The 15,749-nt window shown below is 63.8% G+C and carries 21 protein-coding genes; 10 read left to right on the forward strand and 11 right to left on the reverse strand.

The window, feature by feature from the left end; genetic code table 11:
• The first annotated feature begins 84 nt into the window (after positions 1–84).
• The gene (locus OVA07_RS03080; RefSeq protein ID WP_268170003.1) at positions 85–777 is read left to right on the forward strand and encodes a L,D-transpeptidase family protein; all 693 of its coding nucleotides are present in this window, start codon (positions 85–87) and stop codon (positions 775–777) included.
• Between the two features lie 12 nt (positions 778–789).
• Here OVA07_RS03080 and OVA07_RS03085 read toward each other — a convergent pair whose 3' ends face one another.
• The 11 genes from OVA07_RS03085 to OVA07_RS03135 all read right to left on the reverse strand — a co-directional run bounded on the left by OVA07_RS03085 (position 790) and on the right by OVA07_RS03135 (position 9,771).
• Positions 790–1,584: an SDR family oxidoreductase gene (locus OVA07_RS03085; protein ID WP_268170004.1), complete on the reverse strand. Its 795-nt coding sequence runs from the start codon at positions 1,582–1,584 to the stop codon at positions 790–792.
• A gap of 11 nt (positions 1,585–1,595) precedes the next feature.
• A complete protein-coding gene (locus OVA07_RS03090) occupies positions 1,596–2,378 on the reverse strand; it encodes an SDR family oxidoreductase (RefSeq protein WP_268170005.1) in 783 nt (260 codons plus the stop codon).
• Entirely contained in the window at positions 2,375–3,355 is a 981-nt protein-coding gene (locus OVA07_RS03095; protein ID WP_268170006.1) for an NAD(P)H-dependent flavin oxidoreductase, read from the reverse strand. Before OVA07_RS03095 ends, OVA07_RS03090 begins: the two co-directional genes overlap by 4 nt.
• Positions 3,356–3,420: 65 nt before the next feature.
• Positions 3,421–4,155 carry a sigma-70 family RNA polymerase sigma factor gene (locus OVA07_RS03100; RefSeq protein ID WP_268170007.1) on the reverse strand — a complete coding sequence of 245 codons (735 nt, stop codon included), beginning with the start codon at positions 4,153–4,155 and terminating at the stop codon, positions 3,421–3,423.
• The gene (locus OVA07_RS03105) at positions 4,152–6,260 is read right to left on the reverse strand and encodes a flagellar biosynthesis protein FlhA (RefSeq protein ID WP_268170008.1); all 2,109 of its coding nucleotides are present in this window, start codon (positions 6,258–6,260) and stop codon (positions 4,152–4,154) included. The genes OVA07_RS03100 and OVA07_RS03105 overlap by 4 nt, the downstream gene beginning before the upstream one ends.
• A gap of 3 nt (positions 6,261–6,263) precedes the next feature.
• The gene (locus OVA07_RS03110) at positions 6,264–7,169 is read right to left on the reverse strand and encodes a lytic transglycosylase domain-containing protein (RefSeq protein ID WP_268170009.1); all 906 of its coding nucleotides are present in this window, start codon (positions 7,167–7,169) and stop codon (positions 6,264–6,266) included.
• Positions 7,170–7,253: 84 nt separating this feature from the next.
• Positions 7,254–7,610: a flagellar protein FlgN gene (locus tag OVA07_RS03115; RefSeq protein ID WP_268170010.1), complete on the reverse strand. Its 357-nt coding sequence runs from the start codon at positions 7,608–7,610 to the stop codon at positions 7,254–7,256.
• Between the two features lie 2 nt (positions 7,611–7,612).
• Positions 7,613–7,924: a flagellar biosynthesis anti-sigma factor FlgM gene (gene flgM, locus OVA07_RS03120; RefSeq protein ID WP_268170011.1), complete on the reverse strand. Its 312-nt coding sequence runs from the start codon at positions 7,922–7,924 to the stop codon at positions 7,613–7,615.
• Positions 7,925–8,029: 105 nt separating this feature from the next.
• Entirely contained in the window at positions 8,030–8,548 is a 519-nt protein-coding gene (locus OVA07_RS03125; protein WP_268170012.1) for a flagella basal body P-ring formation protein FlgA, read from the reverse strand.
• A gap of 45 nt (positions 8,549–8,593) precedes the next feature.
• Positions 8,594–9,085 (reverse strand): hypothetical protein, encoded by a 492-nt coding sequence (locus tag OVA07_RS03130; RefSeq protein ID WP_268170013.1) that lies wholly within the window; start codon positions 9,083–9,085, stop codon positions 8,594–8,596.
• Positions 9,082–9,771: a MotA/TolQ/ExbB proton channel family protein gene (locus OVA07_RS03135; protein ID WP_268170014.1), complete on the reverse strand. Its 690-nt coding sequence runs from the start codon at positions 9,769–9,771 to the stop codon at positions 9,082–9,084. The genes OVA07_RS03130 and OVA07_RS03135 overlap by 4 nt, the downstream gene beginning before the upstream one ends.
• A gap of 216 nt (positions 9,772–9,987) precedes the next feature.
• On the opposite strand from OVA07_RS03135, the gene flgB reads away from it, so the two are divergent.
• The 9 genes from flgB to OVA07_RS03180 are packed head-to-tail and all read left to right on the forward strand — an operon-like array spanning position 9,988 to position 15,749.
• The gene (gene flgB / locus OVA07_RS03140; RefSeq protein WP_268170015.1) at positions 9,988–10,335 is read left to right on the forward strand and encodes a flagellar basal body rod protein FlgB; all 348 of its coding nucleotides are present in this window, start codon (positions 9,988–9,990) and stop codon (positions 10,333–10,335) included.
• Positions 10,336–10,338: 3 nt separating this feature from the next.
• Positions 10,339–10,746 carry a flagellar basal body rod protein FlgC gene (gene flgC, locus OVA07_RS03145; protein ID WP_268170016.1) on the forward strand — a complete coding sequence of 136 codons (408 nt, stop codon included), beginning with the start codon at positions 10,339–10,341 and terminating at the stop codon, positions 10,744–10,746.
• Positions 10,746–11,084 (forward strand): flagellar hook assembly protein FlgD, encoded by a 339-nt coding sequence (locus OVA07_RS03150; protein ID WP_268170017.1) that lies wholly within the window; start codon positions 10,746–10,748, stop codon positions 11,082–11,084. The genes flgC and OVA07_RS03150 overlap by 1 nt, the downstream gene beginning before the upstream one ends.
• A 25-nt stretch (positions 11,085–11,109) precedes the next feature.
• The gene (locus OVA07_RS03155) at positions 11,110–11,937 is read left to right on the forward strand and encodes a flagellar hook-basal body complex protein (RefSeq protein ID WP_268170018.1); all 828 of its coding nucleotides are present in this window, start codon (positions 11,110–11,112) and stop codon (positions 11,935–11,937) included.
• Between the two features lie 47 nt (positions 11,938–11,984).
• The gene (locus OVA07_RS03160; protein ID WP_268170019.1) at positions 11,985–12,740 is read left to right on the forward strand and encodes a flagellar basal body rod protein FlgF; all 756 of its coding nucleotides are present in this window, start codon (positions 11,985–11,987) and stop codon (positions 12,738–12,740) included.
• 18 nt (positions 12,741–12,758) lie between these two features.
• Positions 12,759–13,547, forward strand: coding sequence for a flagellar basal-body rod protein FlgG (gene flgG, locus OVA07_RS03165; protein ID WP_268170020.1), 789 nt, complete (start codon positions 12,759–12,761; stop codon positions 13,545–13,547).
• A gap of 11 nt (positions 13,548–13,558) precedes the next feature.
• Positions 13,559–14,317, forward strand: a complete 759-nt coding sequence (locus OVA07_RS03170; protein WP_268170021.1) for a flagellar basal body L-ring protein FlgH — start codon at positions 13,559–13,561, stop codon at positions 14,315–14,317.
• 11 nt (positions 14,318–14,328) lie between these two features.
• Positions 14,329–15,429: a flagellar basal body P-ring protein FlgI gene (locus OVA07_RS03175; RefSeq protein ID WP_268170022.1), complete on the forward strand. Its 1,101-nt coding sequence runs from the start codon at positions 14,329–14,331 to the stop codon at positions 15,427–15,429.
• On the forward strand, positions 15,429–15,749 hold the full coding sequence (locus OVA07_RS03180; RefSeq protein ID WP_268170023.1) for a flagellar biosynthesis protein FlgJ: 321 nt from the start codon (positions 15,429–15,431) through the stop codon (positions 15,747–15,749). The genes OVA07_RS03175 and OVA07_RS03180 overlap by 1 nt, the downstream gene beginning before the upstream one ends.

Raw genomic sequence — 15,749 nt, forward strand, 5'->3', positions numbered from 1 at the left:
CCGTCCCGCACCGGGACGCGCCCCAGACAGGACTCGCAAGCAACTGCATTAATGCCTATTCCTTAATGCGAAGGAGCGGCAGAGATGACCGGCAAGACCAATTTCTGGAACAATCGCTGGGTTCGCTTGCCGCTGGGCTTCACCGCCACCGCGCTCGCCTCGCTGCTGGCGTTCCACGCCGGGCAGGACATTGCCGAAGTCGCATTTGGCAACGGCACCGCCGAAGCCGCGCCCGCCATTGTTGCTGCGCCCAAGCCCGCAATCGCGCAGCCAGCGCTTACAGCAAAGCCGGTCGACAGCCCGTTCGTAGTCAAATCGATCCTGCCGATCAACGAACCGATCAAATTCGGCAAGTTCTATTGGGACGAAGCCCGCGCCCCTGCCAGCGGCCCGCTGGTGGTAACGGTTGACCTGACCGCGCGGGTTATTTCCGTGTTTCGCGACGGGCATGAAATCGGCGCTGCCGCCATTCTCAAGGGCTATGGCGACAAGCCCACCCCCACCGGCATCTTCCCGATCACCCAGAAAGACGCTGATCACGTCTCGAACATCTATGACGCGCCCATGCCTTACATGATGCGCCTGACCAACGATGGCGTGTCAATCCACGGCAGCAAGGTCGAAAAGGGCTATGCCACCAACGGCTGCGTGGGTGTGCCCGACGAATTTGCCGCCAAGCTGTTCAAGGTCGCAGGCCTTGGCGACAAAGTGATCATCACCGACGGCAAGAAAATGACCGTAGGCGACCCCATCCTTGCAGGCGAACACGCAAGCTGATCCGCGGCTGGTTCAGGCCAGCCCCTTGTCCGTGCTGGTGCGCGACGCATCGCCCACCGAACTGCCGCCATCCACATCAAGGATCGCGCCGGTCACATAACTGGCGGCAGGGGTGGACAGGAACACCGCCGCTTCACCAATTTCATAACAGGTGCCCCAGCGCTTCATCGGGATGCGGGCATAATGGGCCTGCCGCGTCGTTTCATCGGGCGCAAGGCGGGCCATGCCTTCGGTATCGGCAATCGGGCCGGGCGAAATGCCGTTCACCCGCACGTCCGGTCCCCATTCGATCGCCAGCGTGCGAACAAGCTGGTTGATCCCCGCCTTGGCTGCGCAGGCATGTGCCTGCATCGCCATGGCCTGTTCGGCCTGCCCCGCCGTGATCGCGATCAACGATGCGCCGGGATTGAGCAATTCATGGCAGGCGCGAAACACGTTAAACGTGCCCAGAAGGTCGATGTCCACCACGGTCTTGAACGCATTGGCCGACATGCCCAGCACCGGCGCAAGGAAGTTCCCCGCCGCGCCCGAAATCACGATATCGAATGCGCCGATCTCGTCACGGGCAGATTTCATCGCTTCGGCAATCGCGCCATAATCGCGCACATCGGCCGCGCGCCACACCGCACCGCCACCGATTTCGGCGGCAGCGGCAGCCGCCTTTTCAGGGTTGCGGCCCAGTACGGCCACGCGCGCACCAAGTTCGGTAAAGCGTTTGGCGATGCCCAGATTGATGCCGCTGGTGCCGCCTGCGATAAACGCGACTTTTCCGGCCAGGGCATCATCGCGGAAAGGGGATTGGCTCATGTCGTGTCTCCTCAGCGCGGGGCCATACGGATCGCGCCGTCAAGGCGGATGGCCTGGCCATTGAAATAGGAATTGCGCACCAGTTCCATGGCAAGGCTGGCGTATTCTTCGGGTTTGCCCAACCGTTTGGGGAACGGCACCGAAGCGTTCAGCCCGTCGAGCACCTTGTCCGGCAGGCGTCCCAACAACGGCGTGCCGAAAATCCCCGGCATGATCGCGTTCACGCGGATGCCCAGATCCATCAGGTCGCGCGCCATCGGCAGGACAAGGCCGTTCACGCCGGCTTTCAGCGATCCATAGGCCACCTGCCCCACTTGCGCGTCCTGCGCCGCCACCGATGCGGTCAGGATAATCGTCCCGCACTCACCATCTTCCAGCGGATCGAGCGCCGCCATACCCAGCGCCGAAAGCGAGGCCACGCGATAGCTGGCAATCAGGATGCCCTGTGCCGCATATTCGTAATCCTCGGTCGAAAGCCGGGTCAGTTCCCCGGTTTCGCGGTTGCGGCCAACGGTCTTGCCCTTGCGGTGGGTCATCGCGCAGTGGACGCAGATGCGCTCCTGCCCATGGGCCGCGCGCGCTTTGGCAAAGCCTGCCACCACCGATTCCTCGGACGTGATATCAACCTTGCAGAACAGGCCGCCGATGGCGCTCGCCACCTCTTCGCCCAGTTCCTCGTTCACATCGAAGATGGCGACTTTGACCCCCGCCGCCGCCAGCGCTTCTGCTGTGGCGCGGCCAAGACCGGATGCGCCGCCGGTCACCACAGCGCTGGTCGTGCTGTCCATCTTCATGCCATGAAGCCCCCCAGCCGCCCCTTGATGATGGCTTCGGCGTCGCCCACGATCCGGTCGATCAATTGCTGGCAGGTGGGAATGTCGTGGATCAGGCCCTGCACCATGCCGGCCCAGAACACGCCCTTGGACAGGTCACCCGTTTCCAGCAACTGCTTGCCCGCGCGTCCATTGACCAGTTCCTGAACGTCCGCGAACGTCGCATCAGGTTGGGCCAGACGGCGCACGACTTCCTCTGATACATCGCTGCGGCCCACCCGCGCGGTGTTCTTGAAGTTGCGGAAGATCAGGAAACTGCCGCGCTCGTCATTGTTGAGATAAGCCTGCTTCACATTGTCGTGGATCGGCGCTTCGACCGTGGCACAGAACCGCGTGCCCATGTTGATGCCTTCGGCTCCAAGGCTCAACGCTGCCACCAGCCCGCGCCCATCGCCAAAACCGCCACTGGCCAGCAGTGGAATCTTCACCTTGTCCGCCGCCGCCGGGATCAGGATCAGACCGGGAATGTCATCCTCGCCGGGGTGGCCCGCACATTCGAAGCCGTCGATGGAAATCACGTCGCAGCCCGCCTTCTCTGCCGACAGGGCATGGCGAACGGCGGTGCATTTGTGCAGGATCTTGACACCGTGGGGCTTCAGCATCTCCCAGATCTCGCGCACGGCCTGCGTGCCCGCCGTCTCGACGATCTTCACCCCGCCATCGATGATCGCCTGGGCATAGGCCTTGTAATCGGGCGAATTGACCGTGGGAAAGATGGTCATGTTCACGCCAAACGGCTTGGCCGTCATCGACCGGGTGCGCTCGATCTCGTCGCGCAGCGCCTCCGGCGTGGGCTGGGTCAGCGCGGTGACGATGCCAAGTCCGCCCGCGTTCGACACCGCAGATGCCATCTCCGCCGTGCCGACATTCATCATCCCGCCCTGCACGATCGGATGCTCGATTCCCAGCATCTCCGTAATCCGGGTCTTGATCGCCATGTGCCTCTCCCAAGCTTGATTTAATCGATCGATTAAGTCGTGCATGAAAGATTGGCAAGCGGGATTCAGATTATTTCATACCCCTCGCCCAGCGCGCCCCGCAGCTTGTCCAGCGCCTGCGCCTTCAACTGGTGGACGCGCGGAATGCTGACACCCAGCACTTCGGCAATTTCGGCAAGGTTCAGTTCTTCCACGAAGTAGAGCTGGATTATCATCTGCAACCGTTCAGGCAGGTCGGCAATCGCGCCTGCCACTGCGCCGCGCATCTCATCATCGGCCAACACTTCGAAACTGTCGGGCCTGTCATCGGCAAAGGCGGCGCTGCTATCGGAATAGGCATCGTCAATCGTCTCGAACCGCAATGGCTCGTCCGCCGCACGCTGATCGGCCAGTTCGCGTTCTGACAGGCCCATGGCGCTGGCCAGTTCAGCCTCGCTGGGCGGACGGCCAAGGTCGGCGGTCAGCGCCGATGTCTTCTCGCGCAGCACTCGCCGCCGGTCAGACGCCGAACGTGACAGCGGCACCGATCGCCGCACCAGATCGACCATCGCCCCGCGTACGCGCAGCTTGGCATAGGCGGCAAAGCCATCCTCGGTCGGGCCGGAGTGCCGCTGCGAACATTCAGTCAGCGCCACAAGACCCGCCTGGATCAGGTCATCCATCTCGATCCCCGACCGGCCCGATCCGTGAACGTGCCACGCCAATCGCTTCACCATCGGCAAAAAGCGCCGAATGCGGTCGGATACTTCGTCTTTCTTGTAGGCCTGTGCGGCGGCAAATCCGCGGTGGTCATGTTTCATGCGGCAATTCCCTCAGGCTGCGGCATCGCGTCGCTCGATTGTTGGGAGGCCTCGCCACCAATGACCGAGATCACCTCGATCGGTTGCGAAGCGGGAAGTTCGGAAATCGAAAGCACCTGGCAGTTGGGCGCGCGCAGGCGCAGCAGAGCGGCCAGCGGACGGCGCGCGCGCGGCTGCACGATCAGCGCGATCGGCGGTGCCGATGCGCCGCGTTCGGCAATGATCGTCGACACCCTTTCGCCAATCCCGCGCGCTAGATCAGGCTCGATCACCGGCTGACCCGTGGCGGGATCATGCATCCCGGACACGATCATCTGCTCCAGCCCCGCTTCCAGCGTGACCACGGGCAGGCGTTCATTGGGCGGGCAGATGCGCCCCACCAGCATTCCGCCAAGATCGGCCCGCAGCAGATCGACCAGCCGGTCGTGGTCGGTGGTCTGCTGTAGGGCCTGACTCAGCGCGGACAGGATCGGCAGCGGGTGAGCGATGGAAATGCCATCATCCAGCAGCGTGTGCAGCAGCCGGGTCAGCGCGCCCAAGGACATCGGCTGCGGGTGGATCGTCTCGACAAGGCCTGCCGAACGCTCCTTCACCCCGTCAAGGATCGCCTTGACCTCATCCGGTCCCAACAGCGCCGATGGCCGTTCGCCCAGCGCGTGGTTCAGGTGTGTGGCGATGACCGTGCTGGCATCGACCGTCAGGAACCCTTCGGCAATGGCAAGGTCGCGCTGCGCCGGGTTGATCCAGATGGCGGGGCAGTTGAAGCTGGGGTCGCGGGTTTCGATACCGCGCAGGCCATGGTCGGGGTTGGCCTCACCCGCGTCAATCGCCAGCACCCGGTCGGGCTGCATGTCGGCCACGCCAATTGGCACGCCACCCAGCAGGATGCGATAGGTATTGGGGCCAAGCTCTAGCGAATCGCGCACCCGGAACTGCGGTACGATGAAGCCGAACGACTGGGAAAGCTGCTTTCTGACCCCGGTGATCCGCGCCACCAGCGGCGATCCGCGCCTTTCGTCGACCAGATGGATCAGGCCATAGCCCATTTCCACGGTGACCAGCGTGTGGTCGCTGACATCTTCCAGCGTGATTCGCGCAGGATCGGGCGGCGGCGCTTCTTCCACCTTCGGTGCTGGCGCAGGCCGCGCGGCATGCTTCTTCAACGCCCACCACAACCAGCCCGAAAGCGCGGCGGCGGGCAGAAACACCATCTGCGGCATGGCAGGGATCGCACCAATCGCGCCAAGGATCACCGTCACCGGCAGCCAGATCGCCGGGCTGGCGAACTGTCCGCCAATCTGCCCGGCCAGATCGCGGCTGTCGGACACGCGGGTCACGATCACCGCAGCGGCGATGGACAGCAGCAGCGATGGCACTTGCGCCACCAGCGCATCGCCAATGGCCAGCGTGATATAGACCCGCGCCGCGTCACTGGCCGAAAGGCCGTGGGTAATCATGCCCAGGCAGAACCCGGCGATGATGTTCACGCCCAGAATCAGCAGCGCGGCAATCGCGTCGCCCTTCACGAATTTGGACGAACCATCCATCGAGCCGTAGAAATCGGCCTCGGTCGAAACTTCGCGGCGGCGGGCCTTGGCCTCGTCACCGGTCAGCAGTCCGGCGGCAAGATCGGCGTCGATGGCCATCTGCTTGCCCGGCAAGGCATCAAGGGTGAAGCGGGCCGACACTTCCGACACGCGGCCCGCGCCCTTGGTGACCACCACCATGTTGATAATCATCAGGATCATGAACACGAACAGGCCGACCGCGAAGTTGCCGCCGATCAGGAATTCGCCGAACGCCTCAATCACATGGCCCGCCGCCGCGCCGCCTTCGTGCCCGCTGACCAACACGATGCGCGTCGACGCCACGTTCAGCGCCAAACGCAGCAGCGTGGCAAACAACAGGACCGACGGGAACGACGAGAAATCGAGCGGCTTTTCGGCGTTCATCGCCGCCATCAGAATGGCCACCGACAGTGCGATATTCACCACGAAGAACACGTCGAGCAGGATCGACGGGATCGGCACGACCATCAGCACGATCAGCGTGAGGATGCCGGCGGGCAGCGCAAATGCAGCGGGAGAACCGAAGCGTTTCAGCATCGCTTACAACCCCAGCGCCGAAAGGCGGCCATAGGCCTGCCGGACATGGGCGGGGACCGATCCACCATCGCCCAGCGCAAAAGTCTGGCGCAATGTATCGGCCATCGAAGCGGCAGATGCCTGCGGCAGGGAATTGCCGCCGGTTGCCGCCACGCCCTGAAATTCGCGGGCGATGGGGCCACCGGTGAACTGCGGCGCTTGCATGGCGGCTGCAGATGCGGGCGTCACCCCCATCGATGCGGCCCATTGCAGCGCCTCGGAGCCATCGTTTCCACCGCTAGCCCCGGCCATGCGGGCACGGATCAGGTCCATCACCTCGCTTACCGAACGCGCCGCGCCATCGGGACCATAGAAAGTCGACCGGTTTGATGCCGCCGCCGCAGGCAGCACCGAAGCTGCCGATTGCGCAGGATTGCTGGCCAGCGTGGTCAGGAACCTGCCCGCACCATCGGCCCCGAAGAAATGCGCCAGATACAGTTCGGCATGATCGGGCTGACGGCCCAGCACACCGGTCAGAAAGTCGCGATTGTCGTTGGCCAGCTCGCCCGCCATCAGCGCAGCAGCCTGCGGGTCGAAGCGCAGCGCCAGCAATTGCGCGCGCGCTGCCGGATCGGCCACTTTGCCGCCGCTAATCATATCGCTGGCCCAACCAAGACCATGGGTCGCACCATGTTTGTCCAGCGTGCGCAGCCAGGTATCGGAGGTAAACTGATACAACCCGCTGGCGCTGGACGTGCGCGCACGAGCGCTGGGATCAAGGCTGGATTCCAGCTTCGCCTGCGCCATCAGATAGGCAAAGTCAGTGCCGGTTGCCTGCGCGGCCCCGGCAATCGCGGAACGCACGTTCGCCCCGGCACCGCCACTGGCGGCCGGGGCGTTCGACATTCCGGCAAGATCGTATGAACTCACGACTGATCCCTTCCGGCCGCAGACAAGCGGCATCCCGGAAAGTCATCAGCAAGGCCCGTGCCAAATGGGATCAGCCAAGCGGCTTCAGGCCGACTTCAGGCGATGGACCTGCCCGCCTGCACGATACAGCGGCGCATTTCCGGTCAGCGCATCCAGACGAGCGGAAACATTCGCCGCAATCAGGTTGCGCACCCGGCGATTGGCTTCGTTCAACCGGCGGGCAGCGTCCAGCAGACCGCGGCATTCCTCGTCCACCAAACCTTGATCCACGTCGGCCAGCGTATCGCACAGCCCTGCCTTGTTGCTCGCACAACCCGCAATCATGTCCAGATCCAGTCCGGCAAGCGCGTGCCGTTCCTGTTGCAGCACGGCAAGCATCTGCCGCAAGGTATCACGCAGATCACCAGCGGGGGCGGCAGCGTTGCGGGCAGGATTGGTCATGGTCATCCCTCGGCAGTCCTCAGCAGCATTCCGGCAGCAATCATGGCATCGGCGATCCGCGTGGGCAGCACCGGGTAGCTACCGGTTTCGATGGCATGGCGGATTTCCTTGACGCGCTCGGCATCGACCGGCGCTGCCTGTCCGGCATCCAGCGCTGCCGATCGTTCGACTTGCGCCGCCGCACCGGCATCAGTTGCAGGCTGGCCACCGACCACTGCCGAAGCTGCCGCTCCCGCAGCCGCCTTGGCATTCTTTGTGGTCGACACCTGCACCGGCCCAACCGGGCGCGATGCACCGATTTCAAAAGGTGACATGGTCCGCTCCTAGCGTTTCATAAAACGAAGAACGGCATGGGCGCGGGTGGTTTAAGCGGTGGTGCGGAAAATTCTTGCCGCCGGGTAAATATTTCAGGCGGAAAGCTACTCCACCGGCACCACTACCAGCCCCGGACGGGAAATGCGGGCACGGATCGGCACAGCTTTCACGCTGGTCCGCACGCGAATCCATTGACCAAGCGCCCCTGGTTCCATCGCCTCTCCGGCTTGCGAAACCGAAAAGCCATCGCCTTCCACGGCAATCGTCACGGCCTCGCCCCGCGCCACGGCGGGCGGCAGTGTATTGCGGGCGGCAGCATCCTGCCGGGAATTGCCGGATACGGCAACGAACAACCGCCAGCCGCCAGGGTCGGGGCATTGCACCAGAACATTGTCCTGCCGCGTCCCATGCCATGAAAGCGCCAGCGGGGCATAGCACGGAGCCAGCCGCAAACGCCGGTCCACCGGCAGGTTCGCACCGCCCGGCACGCCAATGCCTGCTCCGGTAAAGGCCGCAACGGCGGCGTCTATCGCTACCAGATCGTGAAATCCGGCTGGCTGGGCCACGGCGTTTGCGCCAAACGAAAGCGCCAGCGGCGCGATCAACTGGATTGAGGTCTTCATGGCGAACGGTCCCGGCAATTGCAGTATTGCCCGGTGTTTCAGCAATCATCGTGCCAAGGTGTCGCTGGCTGGAAGGGGTCTGGCCGGAAGGCGGACGGTCGGCATGCCAGATCGTGCCGCATCCTCGCTGGCATAGCTCAGCGCGACAACAGCACCTGCCTGCAGCCCCGGCTCCACCAGAATGCGTGCCGCTTTCGCTCTGGCCCCGCCGGTTTCGGCCAGTTGCACCGCTTGCGCCAAAGCCGCTGCGCGCCTGCCATTGGCGTATCGCACCACAACCTGCACTTCCAGACGCGGATCGGCACCTTCGCGGTTCAGCCAGTCTGCCAGTTCGGGCGCACCACTCGCGGCGCTCCACACGGCCACCGGTTCACTGTCGATGGCCGCGGCAATAGGTGGGGATGGCGGAAGATCGGGCACCGGCAAGGACTTCTTCGCCCCGCCCGCCTGCGCCAGCGCCGCCGCCGTGGTCAGGAACAGGATCAGGGAAAGATCGGCCAGCGCATATTGCCAGCCGGTGCCCGCGCGCACGATCATGCGTGCACCCTCTCCCGCGATCCGGCATGCGGATGCAGCGGGTGGACAGGCGCAGCGGCCCGCCGCGGCATCACCGGTTCAAGCTGTGCCGAAAGCCAGTCGATCACCTCCTGCCGGGCCTGCTCTTCGGCCTGCGCATGACGCTCAACCATGCGCGCCAGCGGTGCCAGCATCAAATTGGCAAACAGCAGACCATACAGCGTGGTCACCACCGCCATCGAAATCGCCCCGTTCAGCGCGGCACCGTCCAACCCGTCCATCGGCAGGTTGCTCAAAGAAACCAGTGTGCCCACCATGCCGAACACAGGGCCGAGTTCGGCCGCCTGCGCCAGCGTGCGCACGGCGGTATTGGCCTCGCCCATGCGGTGCTTGCGAAAAACGTGGTGCCGCTCGATCAGCCCGTCCAGCGAACGTGAGCGGATCATGGCGTCGGTCGCTGCGTCAAATTCGTCATCGCCAATCGCGCGCGGACTTGCCCGCAGCACACCATCGCGACGGATTGCCGAAACCTGTGCGGCCAGATCGGCCTTGGCCTGCGCTGCCGTAAACACCGGCTTCCCCAGCCCTGCCAGCGCACGCGCCGTCACCGCCAGTTCGCGCGGGCCTGCACGCAGGACCGTGGCCAGCGACGTTCCGCCAAACACGATAAGGGCGGAAAGTCCGTCGATCAGGGGGCTGAATGACATGCGCAGGGAGACTCCTCGAAACCCAAGAACGGCGCTGTCCGGCAAAGATTTACCCCTGCTGCCTGCATTTTGCCGCCCACCTGCAAGTTCTTGCCGGATGGCCTGCCCGATCCGGCGGATCTGCCCCGCAAATGCCGATCTGCGCCATTTGGCACGCCCTTTGCAAAACCTCAGGTCAGCAATCCGTCGGGCAATTCCGCCCAGGGAGCAGAAGCGATGAACGAGACACTTTTCGGCATCCACGGCACAGCGCTGGAACTGCGTTCGCAGCGCATGGGCATGCTCACCTCGAACATCGCGAACGCCGCGACGCCCGGTTACAAGGCCAAGGACATCGACTTTGCCGCCGCGCTGAAAGCCCGCACCGCTGGCAGCAGCACCGATCAGGCCATCACCGCAGCCACGCGCTTTCGCGTGCCAGTGATGCCTAGCCTTGATGGCAACACCGTTGAAATGGCGACCGAACAGACCGCCTTTTCCGAAAACGCCGTCGGCTATTCGGCCACGCTCAACTTTCTGCGCGGACGGATCGAAACCGTCACCCGCGCGATCAAGGGCGAATAAGCCATGGCCGGAACCCCGCTCACCCTGTTTCAGGTCACCGGTCGCGCCATGTCGGCGCAGCTTGTGCGGATGAACGCCGCGGCATCGAACCTTGCCAACGCCGGCACTGTCACCACCACCGAAGCCGAAGCCTATCGCCCGCTGCGCGCGGTATTTGCTGAACAGATGGATCAGGCCAACGCCCTGTCCACCGTGCGCGTGAATGGCGTGATCCGGTCCGACGCCACCCCCATTCGCCAGCATGACCCCGGTCACCCGCTGGCCGATGCCAACGGCGATGTCTTTACCGCCCCGGTCGATGAAAACGCCGAGATGGTCGAGATGCTCGAAAGCTCCCGCCAGTACCAGAACGTGGTCGAGGCGATGCAAACCGCCAAGCAGCTCATGCTTGAAACGATGAGGATGAAGTAATGTCCATCGCCTCTGTCACCGCCACCACCAGCAGCACGACCACCACATCCAGCACCGGACAGGGATGGGGGGCTATGGGTGCCGAAGATTTCGTGAAACTGCTGACCACGCAGTTGCAGAATCAAGACCCCACAGAACCTGTCGACAACACCCAGATGCTGGCGCAGCTCGCCCAGTTTTCCAGCCTGTCGAACCTCAACGACATGAAGGACTCGCTCGGCACGATCACCGAACAGGCCGACACTCTATCGGCCATCTCGGCCAAGCTCGACACGCTGAACAGCACCGTATCGCAGATCATCGCCAGCCAGTCCGCCACCACCACAGCCACTGCCTGAACCCGGCAGCCAAGAGGAGCCGCACATGTCCTTCTACACTTCGCTCAACGGCCTCAAGAACGCCCAGACCGACCTTGGCGTTATCAGCCACAACATCGCCAACGCAGAAACCAACGGCTTCAAGAAAAGCCGCACGGAATTTGCCGATATCGTCGTCGGCAGCGCCTTCACCAATCCCAAGCTGGTGGTCGGCATCGGTGCGGCCGTCGAATCCATCAGCCAGAACTTCGCGCTCGGCGCGATTGAACAAACCGGATCGGCGCTGGACCTTGCCATCAACGGCGATGGCTTCTTCACCACAAAGAACGTCATCACCCAGGAAACGCTCTATACCCGCAACGGCAGCATGACCGTCGACGGTTCAGGCTATGTCAGCGACGGGTCCAACAACCGGCTGCAGGTGTTCCCCACCGATACCACCGGCACGATCACGTCGACCACGCCCACCGATGCGCAGATTCCCGCCAGCAACGGCACCGACGCCAACGGCAATCCCATCGAATTTGCAGGGGTCACCGTGGATGACGATGGTTCGGTCGTTGCGTCCTATGCCGATGGTTCGAACATCGTGGTGGGCAAGGTCGCACTTGCCAGCTTCATTGCACCGCAGGGGTTGAAGCAGGTCGGCTCGTCCAACTGGGTGGCCACCGGCATTTCCGGCGCGGCCAGTTACGGGCAACCCAGCACCGGCCAGTACGGCTCGCTGCTGTCGGGCGCGCTGGAACGCTCCAATGTCGATATCGCCGAAGAACTGGTCAGCCTGATTACGGCCCAGCGCAATTTTCAGGCCAACGCCAAAGCGATCGATACCGCAACCCAGATTTCGCAGACCGTGATCCAGCTGCAAAGCTGATTTCGGGGCTGATCGCGCACCTGAACCTATAGGACCGGACCCCCGCCATGGACCGCCTGATCTACACCGCCTTTTCCGGCATGACCGGATCGACCGTGCGCCAGCGCGTCATCGCCAGCAACATGGCCAATGCGCAGACCATCGGCTTTCGCGCCGAACTGCTCACCGCCACGCCGATGACGCTCAAAGGCCCCGCGCTCGAAGCGCGGGCCATGACCGAAGGCGAAGTGCGTGGCGCGTCCATGGCCCAGGGTGCGCTGATCGCCACCGGCAATCCGCTCGATGTCGCGCTCAGCGGTGACACCATGCTGTCGGTTCAGGCCGAAGATGGCAGCGAAGTCTATACCCGGCGCGGCGATCTTTCGGTGAGCGCAGGCGGCGTGCTGCAGAATGGCGATGGCCGCCCGGTCATTGGCGAAGGCGGCCCGATTACGGTGCCACTGGGATCAAAGGTCACGATTTCTCCTGATGGTGGCGTATCGGTCGCCAACCCGGAAACGCCCGATCAGCCGCCGCAACTGGTGGGGCGCATCAAGATCGCGTCGACCACCGGCAGCAAGATCGACAAGGGTCTTGATGGCCTGTTCCGCGTCGCGGGAGCAAACGGTCAGGCAGGCGGCGTGCTGCCGCAGGACGAGGAAGCCCGCCTCAACGTCGGCAGTCTTGAACAGTCCAACGTCGATCCCACCCGCATTCTGGTCGAGATGGTCGAGGCCCAGCGCCTATTCGACATCCGCACCAAAGTCGTCAGCCAGGCGCGCGAAATCGATGAATCCAGCGCCGCCCTGATGCGCATTTCCTGAAGCGAAAGGTAGTTTCCCATGCCCAGCTCAGCCCTTCACGTCGCCCGCACAGGGCTTGAAGCGCAGGACACGCGGATGCGTGTGATCGCCAACAACCTTGCCAATATCGGCACCACCGGGTTCAAGCGCGACCGCGCCAATTTCGCCACGCTCGCCTATCAGGATGCGCGTATCGCCGGGCAACAGTCGTCCAACGAAACCGCTTTTGCCACAGGGTTGAACCTTGGCACGGGCGTCGCCATTCAGGCCACCACCCGCATCGATAGCCAAGGCACACTGCAAAGCACCAGCAACGCGCTGGACCTTGCGCTGGATGGCGAGGGCTATTTTCAGGTGACCATGCCAGGCGGCCAGCTCGCCTACACCCGCGCGGGCAACTTCTCGCGTTCAGCCGAAGGTACGCTGGTGACCGCGCAGGGCTATCCGCTGAACCCTGCAATCACCATTCCCGAAGGCGCCAGCGCAATCACCATTTCGCCCGATGGCACCGTTTCCGCCACCGTTGCGGGGCAAACCGAGGCGACGCAGCTTGGCCAGATCACCATCGCCAGCTTCGCAAATCCCGGTGGCCTGCGGGCGCTAGGCGACAACTTCCTGCAGGAAACCGGGGCATCAGGCGCGGCACAGGTCGGCGTAGCGGGCGAACAGGGACGCGGCCACATTCAGCAGGGCTATCTCGAAGCATCGAACGTCAACGTCGTCGAGGAACTGGTCGACATGATCGAGGCGCAGCGCGCCTACGAAATCAATTCCAAGATGATCTCGGCGGTCGACGAAATGCTCCAGAACGCCAACCAGACCCTGTGAAAATGCACACCATGGACACCCCCTTCCATCATCACATCATCGCACGGCCTGCCCCCCACCAGTCGGCGCTTGGCCCACAGCGTCGGCGCAGTGCGCTGCGGGCGCTGGTGGCAGGTTCGATCGTCGCTGCCGCCGTCCATTTCGGCATCGATCCGGCAGCGGCCGCCAAGCCCAAGAAGGGCTTCGAACCCACTGTGCCAGCCATGCCCGCCCCAGCGGCCCAGCCGATGCCTGCCACCGGGTCGATCTTCAACGTCAGCGCCGGTTACGCAGGTCTTGCCGAAGGCCGCCGCGCGCGCGCCGTGGGCGATCCACTTACTGTGGTGCTGGTCGAAAACATCACCACGGCCAAGACCGCCGGCGCCAAGACGCAAAAGTCCGGAAGCTTCTCGGTCACCCCGCCCACCGCTGGCCCGCTGTCCTTCCTCAACCCCAATGCCCTTAATGCTTCGGGCGGATCGTCGTTCAATGGACAGGGCAACGCTTCGCAGACGAGTTCGCTCGCCGGTGAAGTGGGTGTGACCATCGCAGAAGTCCGGGCCAACGGCACGGCGCTTGTCCGGGGGGAGAAGCGCTTGCTGTTAAGCCAGGGCCAGGAATGGGTGCAGTTCTCAGGGATCGTCCGCCTTGGCGATATCGACCCTGAGAACCGCATCGCTTCCACCCAGGTCGCGGATGCGCGCGTCGAATATGCCGGCAACGGCTCGGTCGGTCGCGCCAGCCGCGAAGGCTGGTTGAGCAAGTTCTTCAACGCGATTTCGCCCTTCTGAAAGTTGGTTCGATGCTGGTCCGGTTCATCCTTCCCCTGATCGTTTCGCTGGCGGCACTTATGCCTGCACCGGCCATGGCCGAGCGCGTGCGCGATCTGGGTGAATTTCAGGGCGTGCGCACCAACCAGCTCACCGGCTATGCCATCGTCGTTGGCCTTGCTGGCACGGGCGATGACAACCTTGAGTATCTGACCCAGGCGATGAAGGGCACAGCAGGCCGCCTTGGCGTGCAGCTTCCGGCGGGCGTTTCGCCCGGTCTCAAGAATGCCGCCGCCGTGGTCGTCACCGCCGAACTGCCCGCATTCGCCAAACCCGGCCAGCGCATCGACATTACCGTATCCACCATCGGCAAGGCCAAATCCCTGCGCGGCGGATCGCTGATCCTCGCGCCGCTCTATGGCGCCGATGGCCAGATCTATGCCATGGCGCAGGGCAACCTTGCCGTGGGTGGCCTTGGCATTGCCGCGCGCGATGGATCGCAGCTTACCGTCAATGTCCCCACCGTGGGCCGCATTGCCGAAGGGGCCACCGTAGAACGCGCGGTCGCCACCGGCTTCGACAGCGGCGAAGTGCTGCGCTGGAACCTGTTTCAGGCCGATTTCCTGACCGCCCAGCGCGTGCGCGATGCCATCAACGCCCGCTTCCCGCAAAGCGCATCCATCGAAGACGGCGTGACCCTTGCCCTGCGCCTGCCCGCAGGCGCGGATTCGCGCGCGACCACCATGGCCGCCATCGAAATGCTGGATGTCACCCCGGCAGAAACCGCCGCGCGGGTGATCGTCAACAGCCGGACCGGCACCGTGGTCATCAACAGCGCAGTGCGCCTTTCCGCCGCAGCGATCAGTCATGGCAAGTTGGTGGTGAAGATCGACGAAAAGAGCCAGGTTTCGCAGCCCGGCGCGTTCAGCCGCGGCCAGACTGCCGTGACGCCTGCCAGCCAGATCGATGTGCAGGAAAAGGAAGCCAAGGTCGCCCTGTTCTCCCCCGGCGCATCGCTGTCTTCACTTGTCGATGCGCTGAACCGGCTGGGCACCAGCCCGTCGGATCTCGTCGCCATCCTTGAAGCGCTGAAGCAGGCTGGCGCGCTCAAAGCTGAAATGGTGGTGATCTGATGACAGCCCTTGCGCCCACGTCCGGCACGACTGCCGTGTCACTCACGCCCACTACGCAAACCGACCGCCAGAAGCTGTCTGCCACGGCCAAGCAGTTCGAGGCGATCTTCGTGCGTCAAATGCTGGCCAGCGCCCGCGCCGTCGATTTCGGCGGCGATGACGTGTTCGGCCAGATGGACCAGACCTTCGTGCAAATGCGCGATGAACGCTTTGCCGAAATCGCCTCGCAAACAGGCGCACTGGGCCTTGCCGCACAGATTGAGCGCCACCTGGCCGCATTGTTGCCGCCCGAAGCGGCGCCAGAGGCAGGAAAGGCATAA

Origin of the sequence: Novosphingobium sp. SL115 (genome assembly GCF_026672515.1) — a bacterium.
Lineage (GTDB): Bacteria > Pseudomonadota > Alphaproteobacteria > Sphingomonadales > Sphingomonadaceae > Novosphingobium.

Coding starts and splice junctions, on each gene's coding strand:
- OVA07_RS03080 (WP_268170003.1), top strand. CDS start 85: ATGACCGGCAAGACCAATTTCTGGAACAATCGCTGGGTTCGCTTGCCG.
- OVA07_RS03085 (WP_268170004.1), bottom strand. CDS start 1,584: ATGAGCCAATCCCCTTTCCGCGATGATGCCCTGGCCGGAAAAGTCGCG.
- OVA07_RS03090 (WP_268170005.1), bottom strand. CDS start 2,378: ATGAAGATGGACAGCACGACCAGCGCTGTGGTGACCGGCGGCGCATCC.
- OVA07_RS03095 (WP_268170006.1), bottom strand. CDS start 3,355: ATGGCGATCAAGACCCGGATTACGGAGATGCTGGGAATCGAGCATCCG.
- OVA07_RS03100 (WP_268170007.1), bottom strand. CDS start 4,155: ATGAAACATGACCACCGCGGATTTGCCGCCGCACAGGCCTACAAGAAA.
- OVA07_RS03105 (WP_268170008.1), bottom strand. CDS start 6,260: ATGCTGAAACGCTTCGGTTCTCCCGCTGCATTTGCGCTGCCCGCCGGC.
- OVA07_RS03115 (WP_268170010.1), bottom strand. CDS start 7,610: ATGACCAATCCTGCCCGCAACGCTGCCGCCCCCGCTGGTGATCTGCGT.
- flgM (WP_268170011.1), bottom strand. CDS start 7,924: ATGTCACCTTTTGAAATCGGTGCATCGCGCCCGGTTGGGCCGGTGCAG.
- OVA07_RS03125 (WP_268170012.1), bottom strand. CDS start 8,548: ATGAAGACCTCAATCCAGTTGATCGCGCCGCTGGCGCTTTCGTTTGGC.
- OVA07_RS03130 (WP_268170013.1), bottom strand. CDS start 9,085: ATGATCGTGCGCGCGGGCACCGGCTGGCAATATGCGCTGGCCGATCTT.
- OVA07_RS03135 (WP_268170014.1), bottom strand. CDS start 9,771: ATGTCATTCAGCCCCCTGATCGACGGACTTTCCGCCCTTATCGTGTTT.
- flgB (WP_268170015.1), top strand. CDS start 9,988: ATGAACGAGACACTTTTCGGCATCCACGGCACAGCGCTGGAACTGCGT.
- flgC (WP_268170016.1), top strand. CDS start 10,339: ATGGCCGGAACCCCGCTCACCCTGTTTCAGGTCACCGGTCGCGCCATG.
- OVA07_RS03150 (WP_268170017.1), top strand. CDS start 10,746: ATGTCCATCGCCTCTGTCACCGCCACCACCAGCAGCACGACCACCACA.
- OVA07_RS03155 (WP_268170018.1), top strand. CDS start 11,110: ATGTCCTTCTACACTTCGCTCAACGGCCTCAAGAACGCCCAGACCGAC.
- OVA07_RS03160 (WP_268170019.1), top strand. CDS start 11,985: ATGGACCGCCTGATCTACACCGCCTTTTCCGGCATGACCGGATCGACC.
- flgG (WP_268170020.1), top strand. CDS start 12,759: ATGCCCAGCTCAGCCCTTCACGTCGCCCGCACAGGGCTTGAAGCGCAG.
- OVA07_RS03170 (WP_268170021.1), top strand. CDS start 13,559: ATGGACACCCCCTTCCATCATCACATCATCGCACGGCCTGCCCCCCAC.
- OVA07_RS03175 (WP_268170022.1), top strand. CDS start 14,329: ATGCTGGTCCGGTTCATCCTTCCCCTGATCGTTTCGCTGGCGGCACTT.
- OVA07_RS03180 (WP_268170023.1), top strand. CDS start 15,429: ATGACAGCCCTTGCGCCCACGTCCGGCACGACTGCCGTGTCACTCACG.